We start from the raw sequence: 23,735 nt of genomic DNA, 5'->3' as shown, positions 1-23,735 counted from the left end.
TTAAACAAAAAAAGAAGTATTTTTCGAGAATTTTAAGGATTATAACCTTTGAGGATTTATCAATAAGGAAGAGCTCCTATGGTATAAGGATTAAAAATACTTTTAATTCGAGACTCTTTAATTGAAAGTAATTAATAGAAGGTATATTATTAACTTGTTCACTAAAAGCGCATAATAGAAATTGTTCATGAAGTTGTTTTCTTAACAGAAAAAGACTTGAAAATTTCGAAAGGAGAAATTCAAAATGGGAAAATTAGATGGAAAAGTAGCAATCATTACAGGGGCAGCACAAGGTATGGGTGCTATGCATGCTCGTAAATTCGTTGAAGAAGGTGCGAAAGTAGCGATTACTGATCTTAACTTCGAAGGTGCGCAAAAATTAGCCGATGAATTAGGAGAAAACGCAATCGCTCTTAAATTAGATGTTTCTAATGAAGGGAACTGGTTAGAAGTTGTAGCAAAAACAGAAGATACATTTGGTCCTATCAACGTTTTAGTAAACAACGCAGGAATTGGTATCTTCAAAACATTGGAAGAACTAACTGTAAAAGACTTCGAATTAACATTTAAAGTAGATGAGCTTGGTGTATTTTTAGGAATGCAAAAAGTACTCCCTTCAATGAAAAAAGCTGGCGTAGGTTCTATTATTAACATTTCATCCGTAGATGGTTTGGTAAGTGCCCCAACGGCTATTGCTTATAGTGCTTCTAAACATGCTGTAACTGGCATGACTAAAGGTGCGGCTACTGAGCTTGGGCAATATAACATCCGTGTAAATTCTGTACATCCAGGAATTATCAAAACACCTATGGCTGACCAACCAGATGTTGAAGAATATCTTAAGCAACTTGAACAAGATATTCCACTAAGAAGAAGAGCAGAAGTAGAAGAAGTATCTAATTTAGTTGTATACCTTGCTTCTGACGATTCTAGTTATTCAACCGGAGCACAATTCGTTGTCGATGGCGGTATGATTTCAGATTTGTAATTAAATTAAACTTATGACCCCAACATTGGTAGTTGGGGTATTTTATTGTCATCATTAGATGCACAACTAAATAATGCCGTTAAGACAAGAATCAGGTGATAATAAATCTTCTGTTTGTATTTCAGCTAATATGCCACATTCAAAGGGGGGGGGAAAATAGGATTAAAAAAAGAGAAGAACTAAACTAGCCCTTCACGTGAAATATATAAGTGCATAATATGTTGTTCGCCGTTTGGCCCTAAGAAGATTTCATTGTGATCTACAAATCCAGTCTTTTTATATAGATTGATAGCAGCCGTATTTCGCTTATTTACTCCTAATACTACTTCGTTAACATTCTGGAAATTGTTGTTAACAAAACGGGGTAATAAAAGAAGTCCCTGCTTGGCAAAACCTTTACCCTGCAAGTCATTATTAATAGAAAAAGCTGTTAATAATCTAGCATTCAAATTTTTTGTATATTTCAAGACTTTTTCACCAGTTTCTAAGGCAAAAAAGCCAACTGGAATATCCTTAACTAGTATTAACACATGAATGGTGTCTTGAGATGTGGTTGGATTATTAATTTTTTCTAAAGGATAACAGGTGAATTGTAGCTTTTCTGGAGGCAAGTAAAAATTCGAAATAAATGGTTCGTAACGGTCTGTATACTTAACCAGCTGAACCAAATTGTTTTTAGTCTTAGATTCCATGTAGGTGCTCCTTTCTTTATATGTATAAGTAGATTATAGAATAAAGGAAAAATAGAAACAACTGTTCTGTAATTAGGCTGGTTAATATAATAAGGCAGGCATAAATTTATCCCACATTTGGAAATATATTATAAATTGTTCCTAAAGGTGGATTAGATGAACAACTATACAAATGATAATACAGCCAGACGGTATAAAGCCCATGTTAGTATTTGGGGAACAACCCAATTGCATTTAAGAAATCCATACATTATTGCATGGTGGTCTGCTGCATTCCCTGGATTTGGGCATATGCTATTATCTAAATATCTTAGAGGATATGCGTTATTTATTTGGGAAGTGGTTGTTAATATTAAAGCTCATGTTAATTCTTCGATGATTTATTCCTTTCAGGGTAATATTGACATGGTCAAAGAGGTATTAGATACAAGATGGCTTCTTATGTATATCCCTGTTTACCTTTTCGGTATTTGGGACAGTTACCGGACAACAGTGGATATGAATAAGGTGTATCTTTTAGCCGAGCGAGAGGAACATCGTTTTAATTCATTTTCATTAGGGGCGTTAGAGATTAACTACTTAGATAAGCGAAATCCCATTCTTGCCGTTATGTGGTCGGCTTTTATCCCTGGGCTAGGGCAGCTTTATATACATAGGATTTTAACTGCTTTCTTTGTCATCATATGGTTAGTAATATTTTATTATTTTTCTCATGCTCAAGAAGCTGTTGTACTTTTATTTTTAGGGAAAATAAAGGAAGCAACTGACGTGTTAAATCCAGAGTGGCTTCTTTTTATCCCCTCACACTATGGATTTGCAGTTTTTGATTCGTATATGAATACGGTTGAGAATAATAAACTTTTCGAAAAAGAGTTACGAAATCATTTAACCGAGAATTATCAAGCCGAGGGCTTCAAAATACTAAAAGGACAAAAAGTGAAGTGATCGATGTGCAGCTATTTTCAACATTTGAAACCACTGGATTCTTAGAAATGGCAATTTCAACGTTAGAAAAAAAAGGGATTCATAAAGATAGCATATTTGCGGTCCCTCTGGATAATAGAGCGGAAGAGAGAAAAATTTTAGATAACATTCATCGCTCAGACGGAACAAGCCTGATTGATATTGGAATGGGGCTTGCCACTGCATTTTCAGTTATTGGTGCAAGTATTGGGTTTAAATTGGCTTGGGGACCAATTTATTGGGGACTGATCGGTGCGTTTGTTGGATTTGTTCTTGGATTTGCTATTCGGCTTTTTATGGAATTGGTTATAAAGAAGAAGAAAAAGGTTTTAAAAGGAAAACATTCTGAAGTAATCTTAATTGTTGACTGTGAAGAAGCACAAGCAGAATTAGTAGAAGACGTCCTTTGGAGGCATTATGCATTAGGAGTAGCAAAAGTAAGATGATTCGTTATTTGTTGAACATGTTTTTAAACTAAAGGTTGTGAAGGATTGCACTTAAATTATCTTTTGCAAAAAGAAAATATTTTTAATTAATTCAAATCAGGTGGTCTTTAACAAACCCCAAATTAATATAAATGGCTTAGCTAAACTTAAGCCAGAGGTGGTTAAATTGGAGATATTTGGTTTGTCGTTCACGGTGCTTTTGGAGGTTATTTTAATCAATATCGTATTAAGTGGAGATAACGCAGTGGTAATCGCTATGGCAGCTCGTAATGTTCCAAAGAAACAACAAAAGAAAGCGATCTTTTGGGGGACAGTTGGAGCCATTATTTTACGATTAATTTTTGCAGTAGCAATAGTGTACCTATTAGAGTTACCATTCTTAACCTTTGCTGGCGGCCTGCTTCTCGTATATATAGCCATTAAACTGTTAGTTGATGAGGCAGGGGGTTCTCATAGGGAAGGTGGTTCAAGTTTATTTTCGGCAGTGAAAACCATTATTGCTGCTGATGCAGTGATGTCCCTTGATAATGTACTAGCTATTGCCGGTGCCGTTAAAGGAAATTTAGCTGGTATTATCATCGGTGTGATGGTTAGTATCCCAATCGTCGTTTTTGGAAGCCAATTCATATTAAAAGCTATGGAAAAGTACCTGATTATCACCTATGCTGGTGCTGGAATATTAGCGTGGACAGCAGGTGAAATGATGGTCGGAGAACCAAAATTCCAGCCAATCCTCCCAAATGATTTTCACTTATTGGTACCAACTGCTATTACAGTTCTTGTTATAGGTTTTGGATATATCATTTCAAAGATTAATGCAGCTAAAGAAGGCTAAAATAATATAAGGTTAAATGGACAACGATAGGAATTAGACTGTTGTCCTTTTTGCTTGGTGAAATCATTTTTTGGGGCCATGGATTACATCTGGAACCACTCGTCTTTAGTCTTTTTGTGATAAAAAAATGGGGAGGTAAAGAAATCGTACTCTAGCTGTAACATTATTCTCCGATATGTAAATACCTTCATAGAATTAGCATAATTGTTACCGATTCTTATCATGAAATGCCAAACCTCTAGTGTTATGATAATGCAAAGCCAAATTTTCAGGAGGTATTTTTATAGAAAAGATACTCATCCAATGAAAAATGGCGCTTTAAGGAGGTTTTATTTTGAAACTCAAATTAAAGGCAATGTTTCTTGCTATAGCGATGCTTGTCTCGATCCCTTCGATCTGCTTTGCAGACGCATCAAAAGGAGATGTAATTGTTACGTTAGGAGAAAACCTGACGCAACAGCAAAAAAATGACATGTTAGCAGAGTTAAGGGCACCGGAAAACGTACAAATGATTACCGTAACCAATCAAGAAGAGCATGAATATTTAGGGGAGTTTGTTCCCAAGGCACAAATTGGCAACAAAGCTATTTCATCAGCAAGTATCACAATCGACGCTAAGGATTCCGGGTTAAAGGTTCAAACGAATAATATTACTTGGGTAACAGAGGAAATGTATAAAAATGCCTTGATGACAGCAGGGGTAAAGGATGCAACAATCAAGATTACTGCTCCCTTTGCAGTATCAGGAACGGCTGCTTTGACGGGGATTATGAAAGCTTATGAAACAACCACGAATAAAGAAATTCCAGAAGAGGTCAAAAAAGCGGCCAATGAAGAAATGGTGAAAACCGCACAGCTTGGTGATTCCATTGGAGCGGACAAAGCCGCTGCTCTTATGGGAAAAGTCAAAGATGAAATCGCCAAAAATGATCCAAAAACAGAAGCTGACATGCGGGAAATCATTCAACAAGCTGCAACAGAGCTTGGGATTTCGTTAACAAATGAAGAGTTAAATAAGTTAGTAGATTTCTTCAACAAACTGAAGGGGATGGACATTGACTGGAACCAAGTAAAGAACCAGGTAAGTGATACGGCAGAAAAAGTCTCCAACTTTTTACATTCAGATGAGGGGCAGTCATTTTTACAAAAGCTGCAGGATTTCTTAAATCGGACAATTGAAGTGATTCGTGCCCAATTAAACTAATGGATAAAATTTATTCTTGCGTGTTCCTAATCAAAAAAACGAAGGATATGTCCTCCACGTCTGAAAGATCTTAGAAATGAAATGCATAATTGTGGATTGAATGATAGATGTATAAATAGGATAGGAGTTATGACAAACAAGACGGCAGCAGCCGTCTTGTTCAATTTTGCATGCTACTTTTCCTTATTGACCAGAATTGTCATCTTCATTTTGTGAACCATCATCTTGTTGAGACCCATCATCTTGTTGCGAACTATCGTCATTCTGTGAATCATCATCCTGTTGCGAGCTATCGTCATTCTCTGTGCCATCATCCTGTTGAGTACCATCGTCATCTTGTGACCCATCATCCTGTTGAGATCCATCATTTTGTAAACTATCGTCGTTTTGTTCCGTGTTCGGATCATCCGTTTTTGAACTGGCATTTGAGCATGCCGTTGCAGCTCCCAGTAACAACAATGCGGACATCAAAGCAAATAACCATGTTCTGAAAGTTTTCATCTTTGTTCCTCCTTGAGTTCCATATTGTCTTACAGTCTTATCATACAAGCCTTCGAGGAAAAAAGAAGGCATTTTTCCAATTCTTTACACAACTTAATCCTATTGAAAAAACACTTTAATTTTTTGAATTGAAAATTAATAGACAAATAACGAAACCTACAACTTCTTTCACTTTACACGAGCCTTTATCAATTCCAAGTGTGAAGAAATAACTATGGGCAAAAATAAGCTGGAAACGTTGGATCATCATGTTTCCAGCTTTATCACTTATTGAGTAATTGTTATAGAAGTTACACGGTTTAATGCTGGCGGTTCGATGACCTTCTGCTCCTTTAAATAGTTTAGGAGAGCCCAATAATCAACTTCAGTGCGAACAGGTTGGCGATATTGTGTAAATGTCGGGTATCCATCAGCTCCAATGACCATATACGCCAGAGCAGCTACCCTGTAGGAACGGTTCAAATCGAGGGATTCCCCATTAATGATAACTGTCTTTTGATCGATTCTATCATTTATTGGTTTGCTTTTATCGTAACTATAGTGGACGTTATAGGAAACAGCTAGCGGATAAAAGCTTTCAGTGCCGTTTGCATTTTTTCTCCACTGCTCTTCAAGGATTTGTTTAATTTGCTGGCCAGTTAGCGTCACGACTAATAGCGGGTTTTGGTAACCATGGGCTTCCCACGCTTCGCCAAATAGGATCTGCCCGTCACTGTCAGCCGCATTTGTTCCCTTTTTGTACAGTAAATCCCCACGCAATGGACTGGCCGCGGTCAAAGCGAATTCGGCTGGATTCTCTGCTTTTTTACCAGAATAATAGTGAGCATCCGCAACAAAGTTTGCAAGTGTACTTTCACCGTTTGCATTACGAGCCCGTGTCAAATCGCCTGTCAGTTTGGCAACTGGCTCTGCCCAGCGTTCCTTTCCACGTTCTACCCAGTAAGAAACCATCTTCTCAATCTCCGGGTCTGCTGTAATATCTCGTGTAACCGGGTGGTTTGTGGATGTTGATAAATTACGAACTACATCCTTGGTTTTTGGATCAATCGACAAGTTGATTTCATTAAGAAGGCGTCCATGATTGGCGGCTTCTACAACAGGACGAGGGTTACCGTCAGGATCTTCAATAAAGGCATTAAACTTTGCATGCCAGTGTCCGGATACAATCGCATCAATCGCCGGTGAAGCTTCTTTTGCAAAATCGAAGATAGGACCAAAAGGACTGTCAGACCCGTTAATGTCATATCCATCGCTTTTGGTCGATCCACCTTCATGGACGACAGCAATAATGGTTTCAACACCTTTTTCCTGCAATTCCTTTGCATACCGGTTGGCTGTTTCCACGAGAGGATCCGCTGTTAGAACCCCTTCTTGAAACGAAGTGGACCCTGTTATGGTTGTCGGCGTGGTAAGAGCAATGAAACCGATGGGGATAGCACGACCTTTGCCATCATGGATCATTTTAATGGTGTAAGGCTTTAGCACCAGATCCCCAGTTTTTGCATCACGAATATTTGCAGAAAGGTAGTCATAATCGGTCCCTTTGAATTTCTTTCCTGTAGAGTCAGTAAATGAACTATCAACACCCGGGACTCCAAAGCTTTTTCCCTTCATGATATGCTCCGTCAAGAACTCCCTGGAAGCATCAAATTCATGGTTGCCAGCCGCAGAAAATTCCAATCCAATCGCGTTAAGGAATTCGATTGTTGGCTCATTATGATGTGATGCCACTTCAAAAGGCCAACCGCTGAAATCGTCCCCAGCGGAAAAAAGGATTGAATTTTCGTGACCTGCTTTTAGGTTTTTGATATGGGCGGCCAAATACGCTGCACCACCAACTGTAAGCGGTCCATTTGTAGTCATGATTTGACCATTCGACTTGTCATTGAAGGCCTGAAGATAGCCATGCAAGTCCGTCAAACTTAATAATTGGAGATTGACAAGGTCCTTGTTGCCCTGACCTTGATTGGACACTGCTTGTCCAGCATTATTGGATGCTAGAGTTTGTGAAGAGTTCATTAGGATTCCCCCGCCAAGGACCGCTGCAGTAGTGACAGCAAATAGACGTTTGAACGACTTTTTCAATTTCATTCCCCCTAAATGATTAGTTACAAGAAAATGGTAGCAAATAATTGTTAAATGATAGTTAAAGAAGGGTAAAAATATTGAAAATTCAATCTTTTTTAATTTATTTATAGAATGCGAATGGAAGTACGCTGTTCATGGTTGTTCATAAGATTCTTGAGGAACAAAACTGATTGCTTTACCAGTTCTTAACATTTTTTAATGTGCTTTTTACACGTCAGAAATCAATACTTCAAATTGATCAAGTAATATTTAATAGAAAGAAAGCAATCAGGGAGGGATGAGCGAATGAAAATCGGCACAAAGAAAAGAGGGAAATGGATGCTAAGCCTTCTGTCTATGGCATTTTTTATTGTTTCTTTAACAGGGGTGCAGACAAAAGCAGCAGGGATTGAAATGGAATTTCCTAGAGGACAATCAGTCAACGTAAAGGTAATGTCTTATAACATTCATCACGCTGAAGGTGTTGACCGAGGATTGGATTTGGAACGAATTGCAAAGGTCATTGAGTATGAAGAGGCAGATATTATCGGACTTCAGGAAGTAGACAAACACTGGTCGGAACGTAGTGATTTTCAAGACCAGGCAAAGTGGCTTGCAGATCGTCTAGGAATGTTTTATGTTTATGCAGCTAACTTGGACAGAGATCCATTACATGAAGGTGAGCCACGCCGGCAGTACGGGACAGCGATTTTAAGCAAATATCCAATTTTGCATTCTGAAAACCATCCCCTTACAAAAATCGGAAACACTGAACAGCGTGGTCTCCTTGAAGCGACTATTAATGTAAAAGGTAATCATCTTCATTTTTATAATACACACTTGGCCTTGACAACTGCAGAACGACAAATACAGATTAAGGAAATTATTTCTATAGCAGGAGAATCTGAAGGACCAAAAGTGATAATGGGAGACTTAAATGCTGTTCCAGATAGCATTGAAATGCAGCCGATGTATGATCATTATCTTGACGTTTTTTATGATAAGCCTGAAGCTTATACCTATTCCGCCGACAATCCTACCAAACGAATCGATTTTATTTTTACATCAGCTGAAATTAAAACAGTAGAAAAAGAAGTAATAAAAACGTTAGCATCGGATCACCTGCCCATAACTGCAGAAATTGTTTTGGAGAGAACAGAGCCATATGAAAATGGTGGAAACTAAATGCTTCCGAAGGAATCAGAAAATCCCGCTGAGCTGTAATGGCTTGGCGGGTATTTTTGGAATGAGGGGACGGTTCTCGTGTTTCAAATAGTTAGTTGAATGAAGTGAAGAAAGCCGCGGAACTTGTTATAAATGCCAAGTCTTCGTAAAATAAACATAGAATACATACGATAAACCAATAGAACAGTATGAAAGTTTAAATGGGAATTGGGAATCCTCTGGGGAAGGAATGAATCGATATATGCAACAAATTTATTTGGACTATAACGCTAGTACACCTCTGGCTCCTGAAGTAACCGATGCCATGATGCCGCTCCTGCATGACTATTATGGAAATCCGTCAGCGCTGCATTGGGCTGGGGCACCAGTGAAAGAATTGTTACAGAAGGCAAGGGAACAGGTTGCCGGCTTAATTGGCTGTTCTCCGAGAGAAGTCATTTTTACTAGCGGGGGAAGTGAAGCCAACAACCAGGCATTAAAAGGCTATTATTTTAAGAATAAAAGCAAAGGGAACCATATTATTACATCAAAAATAGAACATCCAGCTGTGAAAAATCCATGCCAATTTCTCGAGCAAATCGGGGCGAGGGTCACCTACGTAGGAGTGGATCAATACGGGAGAGTGTCAGTTGAAGAAATTGAACAAGCCATTACGAAGGACACCATACTGATTTCGATTATGCACTCCAATAATGAAACCGGGACTTTACAGCCGATTCACGAGATTGGGAACCTTGCTGAAAGGCACGGGATTGCCTTTCATACGGATGCTTCTCAATCAGTCGGGAAAGTGCCGGTTAATGTCAACGAGTTAAAAGTCGATATGTTGACCATCGCCGGTCATAAGCTATATGCTCCTAAAGGAATCGGAGCGCTTTATATAAAAGAAGGAATCAAATTGGAACCGCTCATTCATGGGGCCGGTCATGAATTCGGGCTGCGGGCAGGAACGGAAAATACCTTGTTGGCAGTCGGCTTGGGAAAAGCTTGTGAAATCGCTGAAAGCCAGGTTGGAAAAAGTGAATTGAAGGAACTTACCGACTATTTTTGGGGCGGATTAAAAGTAGAGTTCGGGGACCAAGTTCAGTTAAATGGACATCCTGTGGAGCGTCTGCCCAATACATTGAACGTAAGCTTTGTCGAAAAAATTGGACAAGATCTGCTGACGGCGATCCCACAGTTAGCGGCCTCAACCGGTTCGGCTTGCCATGCCGGCAGCATCGAATTATCACCGGTATTAAAGGAAATGGCTGTTCCTGAAAAGGTTGGCATGGGGGCCATTCGCTTTAGTTTGGGCAGGTATACGACGAAGGATGAAATCGATCAGGTATTGCAATGGTTAAGGGAAACGATAGATTAAACTTATCGGGGACAACAGTGAGATTCAACTGTTGTCCTTTTTATATTATTTCAGAATGAAGCAAAAGAACCGTCCGAGACCACTGAAAAACAATTGTTTCGTTTTATTAAAGACAAAAAAAGGCCTTGCGAATAAGCAAAATGTCTTTTATACACCTTATTAAAGACAAAATCGGCCTTGCGAATAGGCAAAATGTCTTTTATGTGCCTTATTAAAGACAAAATCGACCTTGTGGATAGGCAAAATGTCTTTTATACACCTTATCACAGACAATTATGCATTAATAGAAGGTAAAAATGTCTCTAATCTTCCTCTTAGTAAGTGTTTACAGTGGTCTCGAACCGTCCCCATGCCTCACTCGTGAATAAGTTACACCTTTTCTAATCAAGTTAAGAAATATACTAATTGGAAGAAGGTGTATTATGGCGAAGTATTGTTATCGGTCATTCACCATTATTTCGTTAAGTTTGGTCTTATTACTACTGTCATCGTGTAGTCAGGTACAAACAAAAAAGGAGCACAAAAAGGATAAACCTAAAACTCCGCGTGAAGTTTTAGGTTTCTACACTGAACAGGAAGGAACGTATCCAGGGTCGCAGCCTACAGTGGACTCACAATTCAAAAGTTTAAGCAGCATCGCACCCTTTTGGTATAAATTAGACGATAAAAGTCCGGGAAGTCTTATAAGTTCCGTTCCAGCAGATCATAAGACAAAGGTTATTCAGAGTGCTCATGAAAAAAACCTAAAGGTATATATGGTTGTACATAATCTTTTCTATGAAACCGTTGAGAAGGGCAAAGAGGTTGCTAGTAATGTCCTCGATAACGATAAAAAACGCGATGTTTTCATTCAAAGCCTGCGCAATGAAGTAAAACAGTTTAATTATGACGGTATTAATATTGACATGGAAAATTTGAATTTGACTGATCGAGATTCCTTTAGTCTAATGATAAAAAAATTATCTGATGCGATACATCGTGATGGAAAAGTAGTGACGGTTTCAGTCCCGGCAAACACAGGTGATACCCGTGCTAATCCCTGGTCACCATGGTTTGATTACGAAAAGCTTGGCCAATATTCAGATGGGTTAATGATAATGACTTACGATGAACATAACCCAAGAACAAAACCCGGTTCAACCGCATCGGTCGATTGGACAAAAGCAACGATTCGTTATGCTTTGAAACAAAAAGTCCCACCAGCAAAAATTTTACTCGGAATCGCTGGTTATGGATGGGACTGGGATGCAACAACAGAAGGCGAAGCCAGGTATACCTCCTATGAAGAGTTGATGGGACAAAAAACAAAATATAAAGCTAAAGTTAAATGGGACTCCCGTTCGCAAACACCCAATTTCAGTTACGTAGATGAAGAACAACATAGCCATCAGGTTTGGTTTGAGAATAGCGATAGTCTGCGGTATAAGCTAGACCTTGTAGAAAAATATAACCTACGGGGAATCGGGATTTGGCGGCTCGGTTTAGAAGATCCAAAGTACTGGACGACGATACCCGAGAAAATAAAAGTAAAAAAGTGAGGGAATGGTCCTCCAAAACTTGAACTAATGTGAAAATAATCTTATTGTAATACTGGTTATCCTTCAATAGTTATTTACAAAACCAAAAGCACCGCGCTACGCGGTGCAAGTAATTATACATTTTAGTTGTAAATCCAAGTTTTGCGATAAATAATGAAAACCTGTTATAATGGGGTTTTTTTTTAAGAATGAAGATTAGGTTAAGGAGAATTTACTGTGGCTTGAGTAGTAGGTTACATCCATTGACTCCACTAATTATAAAACCTTTGAACCAACTGGGGATACATCCTCGGAAAATGTGGAATATGATTCTGAATCTGCGAAGAAGCCGAGAAATTTTGCAACCTGTTCCCCTTTATTTTGGACGAAGTGTGGGGTTGATGGTGGTATGACTAAAAGCTCCCCATCAGAGACTTCAAAGCGCTCATCACCTACAACTACATCTACATCCCCACTAATGACAAAAAGGATTTCCTCACTACTCTCATAATGCTCTCCAAGCTTACACCCGGGTTCTAGCTCAAAATACACAACGCTTGATTGTTCTGTTTGGATACCAGACCAAAGTGGAAACTTTGGTGTAAATGGAAAATTCGCTTTCCATCTCTTTTTATTATCACTGTCATACCATAGATCCAATAGCGGAAGCTTTTTTACGTTTGCTGTTTTCAACTATTTTCTCCTCCTTTAATTGTCTCCAAAATTATTTTTACTGTTTGATTTATACATTGCTCTTTCCTCAAGCCACTCACTGTTCTTAATGTCTTATAGAACAGGGGATGCAATAAACCTTGTATATAGCCTTGTAGCTGCTCCTTACTTTGGAGTTCTGAAATGATGATGTCCTGAAGCATTACCTGTACAGCAGCTTTTATTAACGCTTCGTTTTGCAATGTTGAGTTTCTCATCACAATAGATTGTTCTGCCAAACGGAAAGACAACCAGACCGATTCCATAGTTTTTTCATGAAAGGAATAAAAGTCATTTACAATCGCCTCAACCTTCTCATTAAAACTTTGAATATCTAAATACTTAAATATCTCTGGCAACTTGTTTACTTTTAAAAAGTGATTTGCACATCCTCTAAATAGGTCTTCATTTGTAGGGAAGTATTTTCGAATTGTTGGAACGGACACACCTGAATTTTCTGCTATTGTTTTTATATCTGTTATTCCTTCGGAGTGCAGCTTGTAGGTATTTTCGATGATTGTTTCGATGGTTATTTGTTTACTTTTTTTCCGAAGCTCGGAATGATAATTACGCTTTTTATTCATTTCTGGATACTTCTCCTAGTAGGAATGTTTCAGGATTCATTCAACACTCCTCTCCAATTGTTTTTATTTATGGGAAATATTCCCTTTAATAATTTTACACTAATTGAGTATATATGGTCAATATTAAATATAAATTATAATTATTAAATGTATTGTGTTGTGCCTGTCACTACACGTTAAGGATGGATTCCAGAAGATTGGCATTAAAATAGATTTTTTTGCTTGGGTCAATGCTTCAAAAAAGAATTACTTTTTGGAGAACATTGGAACCAAATTTATAATGATAATATTTAATAATTTTGAAAAAAATAGTGTTAGGAAAGGAGGGGTTACGAATGTCTCTGAAAAAGTGGTTAACTGGATTGGCCGTTTTGCTTGCGATGATTGTGGTTGTGACAACTTCAGGCTCACTCAGTGTAAATGCCGAATCCGGCGTCCTAACACAGCCTATTGAGTCAGTTAAAGCAATTGAGGTCGAGTTGTATGATGATTACTTTAAACCGGAAGTCATCACGATTCCGAATGGAAGCATGACAACGTTAATATTGAAAAACAAAGGAAAGAAAAAGCACACCTTTACTGTGGAAAAGCTAAAAATTGACGTCGAAGTCCTGCCGGGAACAGAAAAAACCATTACTGTGAAACCGAATATGCCCGGTACATATGATCTTATATGCCGGTACCATTTACAGGAAGGAATGGCTGGAAAAGTAATAGTCAAATAACAAGCAGGGCCATTCGGGCCTTGCTTTTTTTATAGGCAACGGTAACTGAATCAAACATCATCATAAAAGCTATCTCCCCATCATAACCCGACGTTCCTTTTATAAGTTAATTCCACCCTGATTGAATAGGAAAAATATATAAAAGGGGATAATAAAACCATCTGATGCGAGAGAGTGAAGAAGTTGAAAGCAACTTATCCACGTTATGAAGAAATTCGAAAGATCGAATATAAATTAACTGAAATGAAAAATGAATACTGGTTCCATCACGATTTGTTTTCATTTCAATGGTGGTTACTTTTGATTATTTTTATTCTTCCATGGATTATATGGTGGAGGTACGTTGATAAATCTAGATTAAAGGAAATTTTACTCTTTGGAAGTTTATTGATGCTTTTAGTTGGACTGTTGGACGATATAGGTGTTACTACTCACCTTTGGTCATATCCCTATAAATTGGTACAGGTATTACCACGATTGGTCCCAATAGATTACGGAATACTTATTGTTGCACATATGACTGTTTATCAATTCTATAAAAAATGGAAATCATTTATCATTGTAAATTTAGTAATGGCAACTATTTTTACCTTTATTTTTGAACCTTTGTCAGTTTGGCTTAACATTTATAAATTAGATAACTGGAAATACATCTATTCGCTTCCAATATATGTTGCAAAGGCTGTATTTATAAAATGGTTAGTTCAAGGAGTAACTCGAATATCTAAATAAATGTGATGGGGTGGAAAATTCATGGTTAAACACATACCCAAAATAACATCTGCTGAAATATCAATGTTATGGAGTACCTATATTGGTGACACCATGTCTATTTGTGTTTTAAAGCATTTTTTTCAAACCTGCGAAGATCTGGACGTTAAAACTATTATTAAACTTGCGCTAAAGTTTTCCCAAGACCATGTGCCACTAATATCGGATTTATTTACAAAAGAAGGCATTCCTCTTCCTAATGGATTTGGAGACCAGGATGTGAACTTGCAAGCAAAGAAGCTTTTTTCGGATATAACGTATTTGCGTTACTTGCATCATATGGGTAGAACAGGATTGAATTCATATAGTTTGGCAAAGTCAATTTCTGCCCGTAAAGATGTCCGTGACTTATTCAAACAGTTTTACATTCAAACCGAAATGCTATATGACCGTAATGCAGAACTGATGCAGGAAAAAGGGATTTTTATCCGATCTCCTTATATTTCTTATCCTGATAAAATTGAGTATATAACAGAGAGAAAATTTCTTGGTGGTTTAATAGGTCATCGGCGACCGCTCCTTGGAATAGAAATTGCCCATTTAGGAATTAATATCGAAGTGGCAAATGTGGCGAAAACAATACTTTTAGGATTTAGCCAAGTCGCTCAATCCAAAAAAATTAGTGACTACTTTAAAGATGGATATGAATTAGGAAAGAAAATGGTGGAAGACTTTATGATAAAACTAAAAGAAGACGATAATTCTTATCCCTCTACATGGGATTCCACCATTACCAATAGCACTGATCCACCTTTTTCCGATAAACTAATGTTATTTCATACAAATGTACAAAGTGCCATTGGAATTGGAGATTTTGGACTTGCCATTGCTGCATCATTTCGAAAAGATTTAACGGTCAATTATGAAGGGTACATCCTGAGGGTCGGGACCTATGCTGAGGAAGGTACAAAACTTTTAATTGATCATGGATGGTTTGAAAAACCTCCCCAATCGATTGATAGAGAATCACTTAGAAATCAAAATATAATGAAAAGGTAGAATACTTCATTTTAAAAAAGAGTGTAAAAAAAAGAGCATTATGTTCAAATTAATGGTACAGTTTAGTAAGAAAATTTTAAAGATGAATAGGAGAACAACATGATTGAGATAAAAAAATCTCCACTAAGTGATGGAGAATTCGATAGAGGAGTATTTGCTACACGTGATATCAAAAAAGGAGAGCTTTTACATGAAGCCCCTGTCATTGCTTACCCAAATGAACAGCACGAACACATTGAGAAAACCCTGCTTGCTGATTACGCTTTTGAGTATGGGATCAATCATTCTGCCATCCTTCTAGGTTATGGAATGTTGTTTAACCATTCATATGAGCCTAATGCATTTTATGAAATTAATTTTGATAACCACACTTTTGACTTCTTTGCTTACACAGATATAAAAGCTGGGGATGAGATTCTAATTAATTATAATGGCGACATCGATAACAAGGATCCACTGTGGTTTGATCAGGACTAGAGGAGTGTCCCTTGATGACAAATAGTAGATTGAATCCTAAGGTTGATGAATTTTTAAATAAAGCTAAAAAGTGGAAAGAAGAATATGAGAAGTTAAGAGGTATCGTTCTTGACTGTGATGAGTTGACCGAAGAATTTAAGTGGATGCACCCTTGTTACACATTTGAGAATAAAAACATCGTTTTAATCCATGGATTTAAAGAATATTGTGCGTTCCTGTTTCACAAAGGTGCTTTGCTGAAGGACCCCCATGGCATTCTAATCCAACAAACGGAGAATGTACAGGCAGCGCGCCAAATTCGGTTTACTAATGTTCAGGAAATCGTTGAAATGGAAACCATTTTAAAAGCCTATATTCATGAAGCCATTGAAGTGGAAAAAAGCGGTTTGGAAGTAAACTTTAAAAAGACTACAGAATACAACATTCCTGAAGAACTGCAAAAAAAATTCGCTGAAATGCCTGCTTTAAAAACGGCTTTTGAAGCATTAACTCCGGGGCGGAAAAGAGCGTACATACTGTATTTCTCTCAACCCAAACAATCCAAAACTCGGGAGTCGAGGATTGAAAAATATATGCAGCAAATTCTGGATGGTAAGGGATTAAATGATTAGTTTATTCGATTCCCCGAGGAGTTTTTCTCAGGTTACAACCTTTTTGAAACATCACGTACCGGTGCCTGCAATGGAACAGACGGTGGTGCCAAAAGAGGAGCTAAGGTCCCTCCGATTGTCGTATAACCGACTGGAGTAGTTTTTGGAATCGTTGCAGACGACCCCGTACCAATTTGCACAATTCCCGCATTGGCGATAATCCCGATTTTCAAAAACCTAATTTCAAATGTTTGTTCGAGATAACGATCCATATCCATCACCCGCAATCATTATATGCTAACAATTTATCTTTAAGTTGCCTTTTGGTTGAATTTTTTTGGTTTGGACCTATTCTAGTAATTAAATAGACTAGTATTCAATAAATTGTCACTTATTTCTGCAATTTCAATATTAGTAATTGTCTGAAAAAAGTTATAATGGACATGTGGTGTTACTAAATTTTGTAAAACCCATTGAATATAGGAAGGTGAAATGAGATGAGTAAGTTACATGATCGAGTTGCGCTAATTACAGGTGGGGCAGGCGGAATTGGTAAGGAAACGGCCAAACGTTTTTTACAAGAAGGTGCAAAGGTTGTTCTAGTTGATTTGCTGCTAGAATCCCTTGAGCAGACTAAAGCGGAACTGAGTCAATTTGGCGATGTACTTATTGTCCAAGCAGACGTTTCAAAGGAAACAGACGTCCAAAATTATGTTGGACAAACGGTTGACCGTTTCGGGAAAATCGACATTTTCTTTAATAATGCAGGAATTGAAGGGAAAGTTCAGCCAATCATAGAAACGTCCCTTGAGGATTTTGAAAAAGTCCAGCGCGTTAACGTGAATGGTGTTTTCTTAGGATTAAAGCACGTTCTTTCTGTTATGACGAAACAGGGTTACGGCAGTATCATTAATACATCTTCTGTAGCGGGACTCGGAGGAACACCAGGTGTTGCACCATATGTCACAAGCAAACATGCGGTAATAGGCTTAACCAAAGTTGCTGCACTTGAGGCGGCGGGAGCGAACGTCCGAGTAAATTCCATTCATCCATCGCCTGTTAATACGAGAATGATGCGTTCTTTAGAATCTGGATTTAGTCCGGAAAACCCGGAAGGTGCAAAAGACCAATTTGCCAAAAGCATACCTCTTCAACGGTACGGAGAAGTAGCTGACATTGCTAATTTAGTTTTATTCTTAGCGTCAGACGATAGTGCATTTATAACTGGTGCACAATACCGTATTGATGGCGGGATGGGGGCACTTTAATCCTATTCAAAACCTCAAACTATCTAGAGTTTGAGGTTTTGTTTTTTTGAAAAAGAGGATTTGTGAATCCAGCCCTTTTATTTGCGATTTTCTGAGTTTTATTTGCGAATTCAACCTTTTATTTACGATTTTCCGAGTTATTTGCCAATTCGCCCCTGTTATTTACGATTATCCGAGTGTTATTTACGAATTCAGCCCTTTTATTTGCGATTCCTTATTGCAACACTCTTTTAGAAAAGAGCCAAAGAAGAACAGTTTAAGTATCAAACAACGTACCACTTAACGCATCGATATACCTGTCCGCTGACTTCTGAACCGCCATTTTGGCATCTTTTTTGACTATCCCATGAAAAGCATTATACAATCGGTCAAATTTCAATTCACTTACGATATTAGCCATCTCACACACTGTAGATGCAGGCAGTGGGATCAGATTAGGATAACTATACATAAAACTAACCCAGTTTTTGTCGGCGACAACTTGGATGATATCACCTGAAAATAAAATTCCCTTTTGCTTATTCCCATCTAGCCATTCTAAAACAGCCCCGCCTTTAAAATGACCGCCTAGACGGTGAATTATGACCCCTTTATGCAATTCAAGGGATTCACCTGACCAGAAAAGGATCTTATCGCTCGGCCTCATGACCCATTCCTTATCATCCTCATGTATATAAATCGGCACATCGAATCGCTCTGCCCATTCAACTTGTGCAGAGTAATAGTGAGGGTGGGAAAGAGCAATTCCCTGGAGTCCACCTAATTCTTTTATCTTTTTTATGGTCAATTCGTCAATATACGTGATACAATCCCATAATACATTGAAGCCTTCACTTTTAACCAAATAAGCGGTTTGGCCAATTCCGAACTTTGGAATTGTGGTTATGCTGAATAGACCTTCTTCCTCAAGAGTAAACCTGTTTTGATAGCCTTCATTAACCATTTTCTCCAACGTGGTCCACGACTGCCCATTTGGATTTACATACTGCCTTTCTTCATTACAAATCGTACATTGCTCCGGTTCTTCCATTGAACTTTCATACTGAACACCGCAAGTCTCGCAAATATAATTTTTCAGAGTTACCACACCCTTTCCAAAAAAAGGATATACACAAAATTATATTTAGAGGGTTTTTCGATTAGACTTACATCTGAATTTTTTTACAGAATATTCCAATTTTAAAAAGATTAAAAGGATTTTATTAAATGGTAAGAAAATACTATGAAATGAATCTGTAACATAATTAAAATATGCATGTTCTAATTTTCAGAATATAATGTAACTACAATAGGTGCTAAATGAAGTTGGTGGTTTTTAAGGGCAAAATATTGGAAAGGGGACATGATTGATGGATATTTGCATTTCATGTGGTGAGGAATTGTCAGTTATGGAGAGAAATCGTGCGGAATGCTGGGAGTGCAAAGATAAAACATCGGAAGCATATACAGAAGGAGAATGACATGGTAATTGAAATTTGTGTGATATCACTAAAAAGTCAGCTGGCCTTTAAAGGTGCTGGCTTTTACTTTTTACAGCTGTAATAAGAGTAACTATTTTGTAATAATAAAAAACTCTATTTTTCCTCCTAAACTCCTTATTAACTCATACACATGAGATAAGGAGGTTTTCCATTGAATCCGCTAAAACTCTTCCCACTAAAATTTATTTATCGTTCTGTACTAGTAGTTCTATTAATGTTTTTCACTATTTCTTTGGTTGTTGTGTTACATGTAAATATTACTTCCCTTAAAATGAGTAATTCTATTGGAATCTTAAATGGAGAAAAACTCTTTGTTCAATTTTTCAAAGCAGAGAATCATTCCTTTTTCCTAAAAGTGAATACTCCCGTTTTTACCATCCCAAAAATAACAGATGTAGCATTCCAAATAGCAACCACCATCAAACCAACAGATATTAGAACGTACTTAGGAAATGAAATACCTGGATTAAGAATGCATGAAACAGAAATCGTCGTTGCAGGGGAGGGGACGAACCTAAGGAACCTTCCAAAAGAATCGGCTCCTCCAAATAAGGCTTTATTAAAGGAGAGAGAAGCATCTGAAGAGAAATTAAAAGAAAATCAACCAAACGATGATGGGCAGCTTCAAAATCCTGAAAACAAAACCGTATTTATTTATCAATCCCATAGCTGGGAGTCATTCCTCCCCGTTTTAAAAGATGCCAAAACACCTGACGATGCCATAAGCTCGGATGAAAGGGTAAATGTCATTGGGCTAGGCAATCGATTAGCTCAAGATTTAATGAGTAAAGGTATCGGCGTGGAGCAAGACAAAACCAATATGACACAAGAATTGCTGAAAAAGGGATGGGAATCAACAAAAGCATATGTAGAATCCCGAGAGATTGTCGAAGCAGCCGCAGCCAATAACAATCAATTTAAATATTTTATTGACATTCATCGTGATTCACTCGGGAAAGAGACCACTACTAAAACGATTAATGGTAAAAGCTATGCAAGGCTCTATTTTGTAGTAGGAAAAGAAAACAAAAATTATCTAGAAAATCTGGAAGTGGCCAAAGCTCTGAATGGAGAGTTAGAAAAAAAGTATCCAGGAATAAGCAGAGGGGTATTCTTAAAAACCTATAAGGATGGGAACGGCGTATATAATCAAGACCTATCCAATAAGGCTATGCTGCTCGAAGTTGGTGGTGTAGATAATAATTTGAATGAGCTGCATAACACCATCGATGTATTTGCAGAAATACTTGCAGACTATTATTGGAAAACAAATGGATCAAACGAGGTGAATGCGAATGGTTAAGCAGCTTCCATCCTCTATAAAATGGCTCGTTTTTACCTTCTTTAGCAGTTTAATATCTTTCTTCTTGACCGGCTTATCTGAAATAACCATTAGTTCTTTCATTACAGGGTTTATTTTTTCAGTGGGATATTTATATAGGAATAACCTATAAAAAAGCCAATCATCAAAATGAGGGTCTGTTTTTTAACAGCTTTTTACCTGGGATTTCTCTTTTCGTTCTTGTAAAATTTCTTGGATAATTTCGATATGAACAGAGGCCCAGGATTTTTCATGAAAATGCAAAATCACGCTTATGGTGAGTATGAATGCGTAGGCCAAAACAAAGTATACCCAAAGTACACTTCCTTCTTTGAAGAGAAATTTATGTAATTGCTCTGAAAATAGAAGCAATAGCCACGGACCAGAAGATACAAGGATCGGAATGATGCCGGAGCCATTTTTCTCTTTTATCATACTTAAATATATTTTTTTTAATGCTGGGCTATCAATCGAAAGGTAAAAGTTCTGAATTTGTTCTATTTGGTGAATTTCTTTTACTGATTGAAATGATTGTTCATTATTCCATGCCTTTTTTAGTTTTAGGTAAATTTTATGGGCATCTCCGCGAAATGAAAACATATTTACACAATTTCCTCCATCATATTTCATACTAGAAAGGCTTTACAAATATAGTTTCATCTATGCATATTGAAGGGGAATTTTGCCACTTAAAGGCAAATGCGCAAACTGTGGGTTACATATTTGGAGATTGCTAGCATCGAACTATTAATAAATAAGGGATGTTAATCAGTTGAATATTCATCCAATTGAATTTATAATAAAATCGGATAATAGATATAATGCTTTTATCTTAAGGAAGATTGGCTTGGAAAATAAACATATTCAAACAGATTTCCCAGTTATATTGGAAAACCTTTCTTGAAAACACTGGAAAAGGACCCAAAACGGTCTTTGTTTTGTTTAACTACATAAGCTTAAAGGTGAAGGTGAGTTAGACAATTTGATTGAGCTAGACACAAGCCAAGATAGGAATCTCCTATTTTGGCTTTTTTTTGTATCAAAAGGGGAAAGGAACTGATATAGAGATATGAACAGTCCTGTTGAGGGAATAAAAAGTGAAAAGCGGTTCTTATTAAATAAATATTTAGACGAATGGGTTAGCAGCAATAAAACACGGTTTTATGGTAATCAAGATGCAATCATGGTCTTAGATTTAGAGGGCAATATTCTTCTAGTAAACCCATCCTATGAGGAACTTTCAGGTTATTCATTCGAAGAGGCTCTCCTAATGAAATTTCAAACACTTTTCCCCATTGAAAGTTTGGATAAGATTTTCCATTACTTTCATAAAACTACATTAGGACAGGTCCAAAACTTTGACTGCTTCATGATAAGCAAACAGGGTCATACAGTTGATTTAAATATCACGAATATTCCAATAAGCGTAGACGATAAAATAGTTGGATTATATGCAGTTATAAAAAATATCACCGAGTTAAAAAGAGCAAGGGCAGAAGTAAGACAAATTGAAGAATTTCACCGAGTATTAACAGATAATATTCTTGATATCATTGTAAACACAAACCTGTTAGGAACTATTCTATATGTATCCCCCGCTGTCAAGCATCTTCTTGGATTTGAACAAGATGAAATAATTGGACAACAACTATCATCATTATTTTATAAAGAGGATGTGCAAAAAGCTTTTTTAGAACGTGAAAAGTTATTAAATAACCTTAAGGGGTATAATAGAGGGTCCTACCGATTCATCAAAAAAGATGGAAGTCTTATATGGCTGGAGGCGATATGTAAGCCAATTGTTAATTCAGATACACAAAGAATATTAGAGGTAGTCAGTGTTTTTCGGGATATCTCGGAAAGAGTAAAAGCAGAAGAGGAACTCTGGGGTCGAGAAAAAGCATTTCGAAATTTGATTGAAAACTCCCCAGATACCGTCTTAATCGCCAAGAACGACAAAATATTATTTATTAATGAAACAGGCGTTTCCTTATTGGGCGCATCAAGCTCTGAAGAGATTATTCATACTTCCATAATGAAATATATTCATTCCAATTATCGTAATAAAGCAAAAAGAAGAATAAAAAAGGTATTTAATGGTGAGACAACCGATTTCACTGAGTATAAAATTAAGCGTTTTGACGGTACTCTATTGGATGTTGAAATAAAAGGAATCCCAACTTTTTTCCAAAGTCAGTCTGCTCAGCACCTTATTGTTCGGGATATTACGGAAAGGAAAAAAACCCTAGAGCTCATTCTTCATTCTGAAAAACTATCAATAGCTGGACAATTAGCTGCAGGGATTGCCCACGAAGTCCGCAACCCACTTACAGCGATAAAAGGTTTCCTGCAATTAATGCAAGTGCCGTTAGACAATTCAACATACGTGGAAATTATAAAAAGTGAGATAAATAGGATTGAAATCATTCTAAGTGAGCTATTGATTCTTGCCAAACCACAGGATGTAAAATTTAATGAAGAAAACCTAAATACATTAATTCAAGAAGTAAAAACCTTAATTGACACCCAAGCTATTATGCAAAATATCCAAATAGAATTCGCTAATCAGATCGGTAATTTAACTATCAGCTGTGATAAGAACAAATTAAAACAAGTCTTCATTAATTTCTTTAAAAATTCTATCGAAGCCATGCCGAATGGTGGAACCATTATAATCGAAATAAAGAAGCACGGTAAGAATAACGCAAAAATAACCATTCAAGACACAGGAACAGGAATCCCCAAACATATTCTGAAGAAAATCGGTCAACCATTTTTTACAACAAAAGAAGGCGGAACTGGATTAGGAGTAATGATTTCTAAGCAAATCATTGAGAATCATAACGGAAGTTTACAGTTTTGGAGCGATAAAAATGGGACCATCATTGAAGTCATTTTGCCTTTAAATAATAAACAATAGAGCTACATCTACATAAATGAGGTTCTAATACTATTTTACTGTTTTAAAAAATGAAATCGCTTTAGCAGGAGTTTTTAGATAATTGGAGAATTTTAATATTAATAATAAATTTTCAGAAAATTATTTAAAT

At 37.1% G+C, this 23,735-nt stretch carries 24 protein-coding genes; 16 read left to right on the top strand and 8 right to left on the bottom strand.

What is annotated here, in order from left to right:
* The first annotated feature begins 244 nt into the window (after window positions 1-244).
* Complete coding sequence (locus QNN06_RS19105; protein WP_217036431.1) at window positions 245-988, top strand: SDR family NAD(P)-dependent oxidoreductase; 744 nt, start codon at window positions 245-247, stop codon at window positions 986-988.
* 179 nt (window positions 989-1,167) lie between these two features.
* Here the strand turns inward: QNN06_RS19105 and QNN06_RS19100 are convergent, their stop codons facing one another.
* Window positions 1,168-1,680: a GNAT family N-acetyltransferase gene (locus QNN06_RS19100; RefSeq protein WP_284035745.1), complete on the bottom strand. Its 513-nt coding sequence runs from the start codon at window positions 1,678-1,680 to the stop codon at window positions 1,168-1,170.
* Window positions 1,681-1,836: 156 nt separating this feature from the next.
* Here QNN06_RS19100 and QNN06_RS19095 point away from each other — a divergent pair, with 156 nt between their 5' ends.
* From QNN06_RS19095 to QNN06_RS19080, 4 genes are all read left to right on the top strand, one after another.
* Window positions 1,837-2,625: a hypothetical protein gene (locus tag QNN06_RS19095; protein WP_284035744.1), complete on the top strand. Its 789-nt coding sequence runs from the start codon at window positions 1,837-1,839 to the stop codon at window positions 2,623-2,625.
* Between the two features lie 5 nt (window positions 2,626-2,630).
* A complete protein-coding gene (locus QNN06_RS19090; RefSeq protein WP_284037958.1) occupies window positions 2,631-3,089 on the top strand; it encodes a hypothetical protein in 459 nt (152 codons plus the stop codon).
* Between the two features lie 166 nt (window positions 3,090-3,255).
* Window positions 3,256-3,924: a TerC family protein gene (locus QNN06_RS19085; RefSeq protein WP_284035743.1), complete on the top strand. Its 669-nt coding sequence runs from the start codon at window positions 3,256-3,258 to the stop codon at window positions 3,922-3,924.
* A 355-nt stretch (window positions 3,925-4,279) separates the two neighbouring features.
* A complete protein-coding gene (locus tag QNN06_RS19080) occupies window positions 4,280-5,128 on the top strand; it encodes a DUF1002 domain-containing protein (RefSeq protein ID WP_284037957.1) in 849 nt (282 codons plus the stop codon).
* A gap of 183 nt (window positions 5,129-5,311) precedes the next feature.
* On the opposite strand, the gene QNN06_RS19075 is transcribed toward QNN06_RS19080, so the two are convergent.
* Both QNN06_RS19075 and QNN06_RS19070 read right to left on the bottom strand, forming a co-directional pair.
* Window positions 5,312-5,629, bottom strand: coding sequence for a hypothetical protein (locus tag QNN06_RS19075; protein WP_284035742.1), 318 nt, complete (start codon window positions 5,627-5,629; stop codon window positions 5,312-5,314).
* A 267-nt stretch (window positions 5,630-5,896) separates the two neighbouring features.
* A complete protein-coding gene (locus QNN06_RS19070; RefSeq protein WP_284035741.1) occupies window positions 5,897-7,714 on the bottom strand; it encodes a bifunctional metallophosphatase/5'-nucleotidase in 1,818 nt (605 codons plus the stop codon).
* A 288-nt stretch (window positions 7,715-8,002) separates the two neighbouring features.
* Here QNN06_RS19070 and QNN06_RS19065 point away from each other — a divergent pair, with 288 nt between their 5' ends.
* From QNN06_RS19065 to QNN06_RS19055, 3 genes are all read left to right on the top strand, one after another.
* The gene (locus QNN06_RS19065) at window positions 8,003-8,881 is read left to right on the top strand and encodes an endonuclease/exonuclease/phosphatase family protein (RefSeq protein ID WP_284035740.1); all 879 of its coding nucleotides are present in this window, start codon (window positions 8,003-8,005) and stop codon (window positions 8,879-8,881) included.
* 241 nt (window positions 8,882-9,122) lie between these two features.
* Window positions 9,123-10,241, top strand: a complete 1,119-nt coding sequence (locus QNN06_RS19060; protein ID WP_284037956.1) for a cysteine desulfurase family protein — start codon at window positions 9,123-9,125, stop codon at window positions 10,239-10,241.
* A 422-nt stretch (window positions 10,242-10,663) separates the two neighbouring features.
* Window positions 10,664-11,779, top strand: coding sequence for a glycosyl hydrolase family 18 protein (locus tag QNN06_RS19055; RefSeq protein ID WP_284035739.1), 1,116 nt, complete (start codon window positions 10,664-10,666; stop codon window positions 11,777-11,779).
* 255 nt (window positions 11,780-12,034) lie between these two features.
* On the opposite strand, the gene QNN06_RS19050 is transcribed toward QNN06_RS19055, so the two are convergent.
* Both QNN06_RS19050 and QNN06_RS19045 read right to left on the bottom strand, forming a co-directional pair.
* Window positions 12,035-12,451 (bottom strand): cupin domain-containing protein, encoded by a 417-nt coding sequence (locus QNN06_RS19050; protein ID WP_284035738.1) that lies wholly within the window; start codon window positions 12,449-12,451, stop codon window positions 12,035-12,037.
* Window positions 12,448-13,053: a TetR/AcrR family transcriptional regulator gene (locus QNN06_RS19045; protein WP_213119263.1), complete on the bottom strand. Its 606-nt coding sequence runs from the start codon at window positions 13,051-13,053 to the stop codon at window positions 12,448-12,450. The genes QNN06_RS19050 and QNN06_RS19045 overlap by 4 nt, the downstream gene beginning before the upstream one ends.
* A 335-nt stretch (window positions 13,054-13,388) precedes the next feature.
* On the opposite strand from QNN06_RS19045, the gene QNN06_RS19040 reads away from it, so the two are divergent.
* From QNN06_RS19040 to QNN06_RS19020, 5 genes are all read left to right on the top strand, one after another.
* The gene (locus tag QNN06_RS19040) at window positions 13,389-13,778 is read left to right on the top strand and encodes a cupredoxin domain-containing protein (RefSeq protein WP_213119264.1); all 390 of its coding nucleotides are present in this window, start codon (window positions 13,389-13,391) and stop codon (window positions 13,776-13,778) included.
* A 183-nt stretch (window positions 13,779-13,961) separates the two neighbouring features.
* On the top strand, window positions 13,962-14,510 hold the full coding sequence (locus QNN06_RS19035; RefSeq protein WP_213119265.1) for a CBO0543 family protein: 549 nt from the start codon (window positions 13,962-13,964) through the stop codon (window positions 14,508-14,510).
* A 21-nt stretch (window positions 14,511-14,531) separates the two neighbouring features.
* The gene (locus QNN06_RS19030) at window positions 14,532-15,548 is read left to right on the top strand and encodes a DUF3231 family protein (RefSeq protein ID WP_284035737.1); all 1,017 of its coding nucleotides are present in this window, start codon (window positions 14,532-14,534) and stop codon (window positions 15,546-15,548) included.
* 99 nt (window positions 15,549-15,647) lie between these two features.
* Window positions 15,648-16,025 (top strand): SET domain-containing protein, encoded by a 378-nt coding sequence (locus tag QNN06_RS19025; protein WP_213119267.1) that lies wholly within the window; start codon window positions 15,648-15,650, stop codon window positions 16,023-16,025.
* A 14-nt stretch (window positions 16,026-16,039) separates the two neighbouring features.
* The gene (locus QNN06_RS19020; protein ID WP_213119268.1) at window positions 16,040-16,636 is read left to right on the top strand and encodes a YdeI/OmpD-associated family protein; all 597 of its coding nucleotides are present in this window, start codon (window positions 16,040-16,042) and stop codon (window positions 16,634-16,636) included.
* A 32-nt stretch (window positions 16,637-16,668) separates the two neighbouring features.
* On the opposite strand, the gene QNN06_RS19015 is transcribed toward QNN06_RS19020, so the two are convergent.
* Window positions 16,669-16,887 carry a hypothetical protein gene (locus QNN06_RS19015; protein ID WP_213119269.1) on the bottom strand — a complete coding sequence of 73 codons (219 nt, stop codon included), beginning with the start codon at window positions 16,885-16,887 and terminating at the stop codon, window positions 16,669-16,671.
* Between the two features lie 225 nt (window positions 16,888-17,112).
* On the opposite strand from QNN06_RS19015, the gene QNN06_RS19010 reads away from it, so the two are divergent.
* Window positions 17,113-17,883 (top strand): SDR family NAD(P)-dependent oxidoreductase, encoded by a 771-nt coding sequence (locus QNN06_RS19010; protein WP_213119270.1) that lies wholly within the window; start codon window positions 17,113-17,115, stop codon window positions 17,881-17,883.
* Between the two features lie 256 nt (window positions 17,884-18,139).
* On the opposite strand, the gene QNN06_RS19005 is transcribed toward QNN06_RS19010, so the two are convergent.
* Entirely contained in the window at window positions 18,140-18,961 is an 822-nt protein-coding gene (locus tag QNN06_RS19005; protein WP_213119771.1) for an MBL fold metallo-hydrolase, read from the bottom strand.
* Window positions 18,962-19,515: 554 nt separating this feature from the next.
* Here QNN06_RS19005 and spoIIP point away from each other — a divergent pair.
* The gene (gene spoIIP / locus QNN06_RS19000; protein ID WP_284035736.1) at window positions 19,516-20,667 is read left to right on the top strand and encodes a stage II sporulation protein P; all 1,152 of its coding nucleotides are present in this window, start codon (window positions 19,516-19,518) and stop codon (window positions 20,665-20,667) included.
* Window positions 20,668-20,850: 183 nt separating this feature from the next.
* On the opposite strand, the gene QNN06_RS18995 is transcribed toward spoIIP, so the two are convergent.
* Entirely contained in the window at window positions 20,851-21,285 is a 435-nt protein-coding gene (locus QNN06_RS18995) for a hypothetical protein (protein ID WP_284035735.1), read from the bottom strand.
* A 469-nt stretch (window positions 21,286-21,754) separates the two neighbouring features.
* Between QNN06_RS18995 and QNN06_RS18990 the strand changes: the two genes are divergently transcribed.
* The gene (locus tag QNN06_RS18990; protein WP_349654918.1) at window positions 21,755-23,605 is read left to right on the top strand and encodes a PAS domain S-box protein; all 1,851 of its coding nucleotides are present in this window, start codon (window positions 21,755-21,757) and stop codon (window positions 23,603-23,605) included.
* Window positions 23,606-23,735: the final 130 nt, after the last annotated feature.

The organism is Neobacillus sp. 114, assembly GCF_030127045.1.
Classification (GTDB): Bacteria; Bacillota; Bacilli; order Bacillales; family Cytobacillaceae; genus Neobacillus; species Neobacillus rhizophilus.
This window is presented reverse-complemented; position numbering and strand designations above follow the sequence as displayed.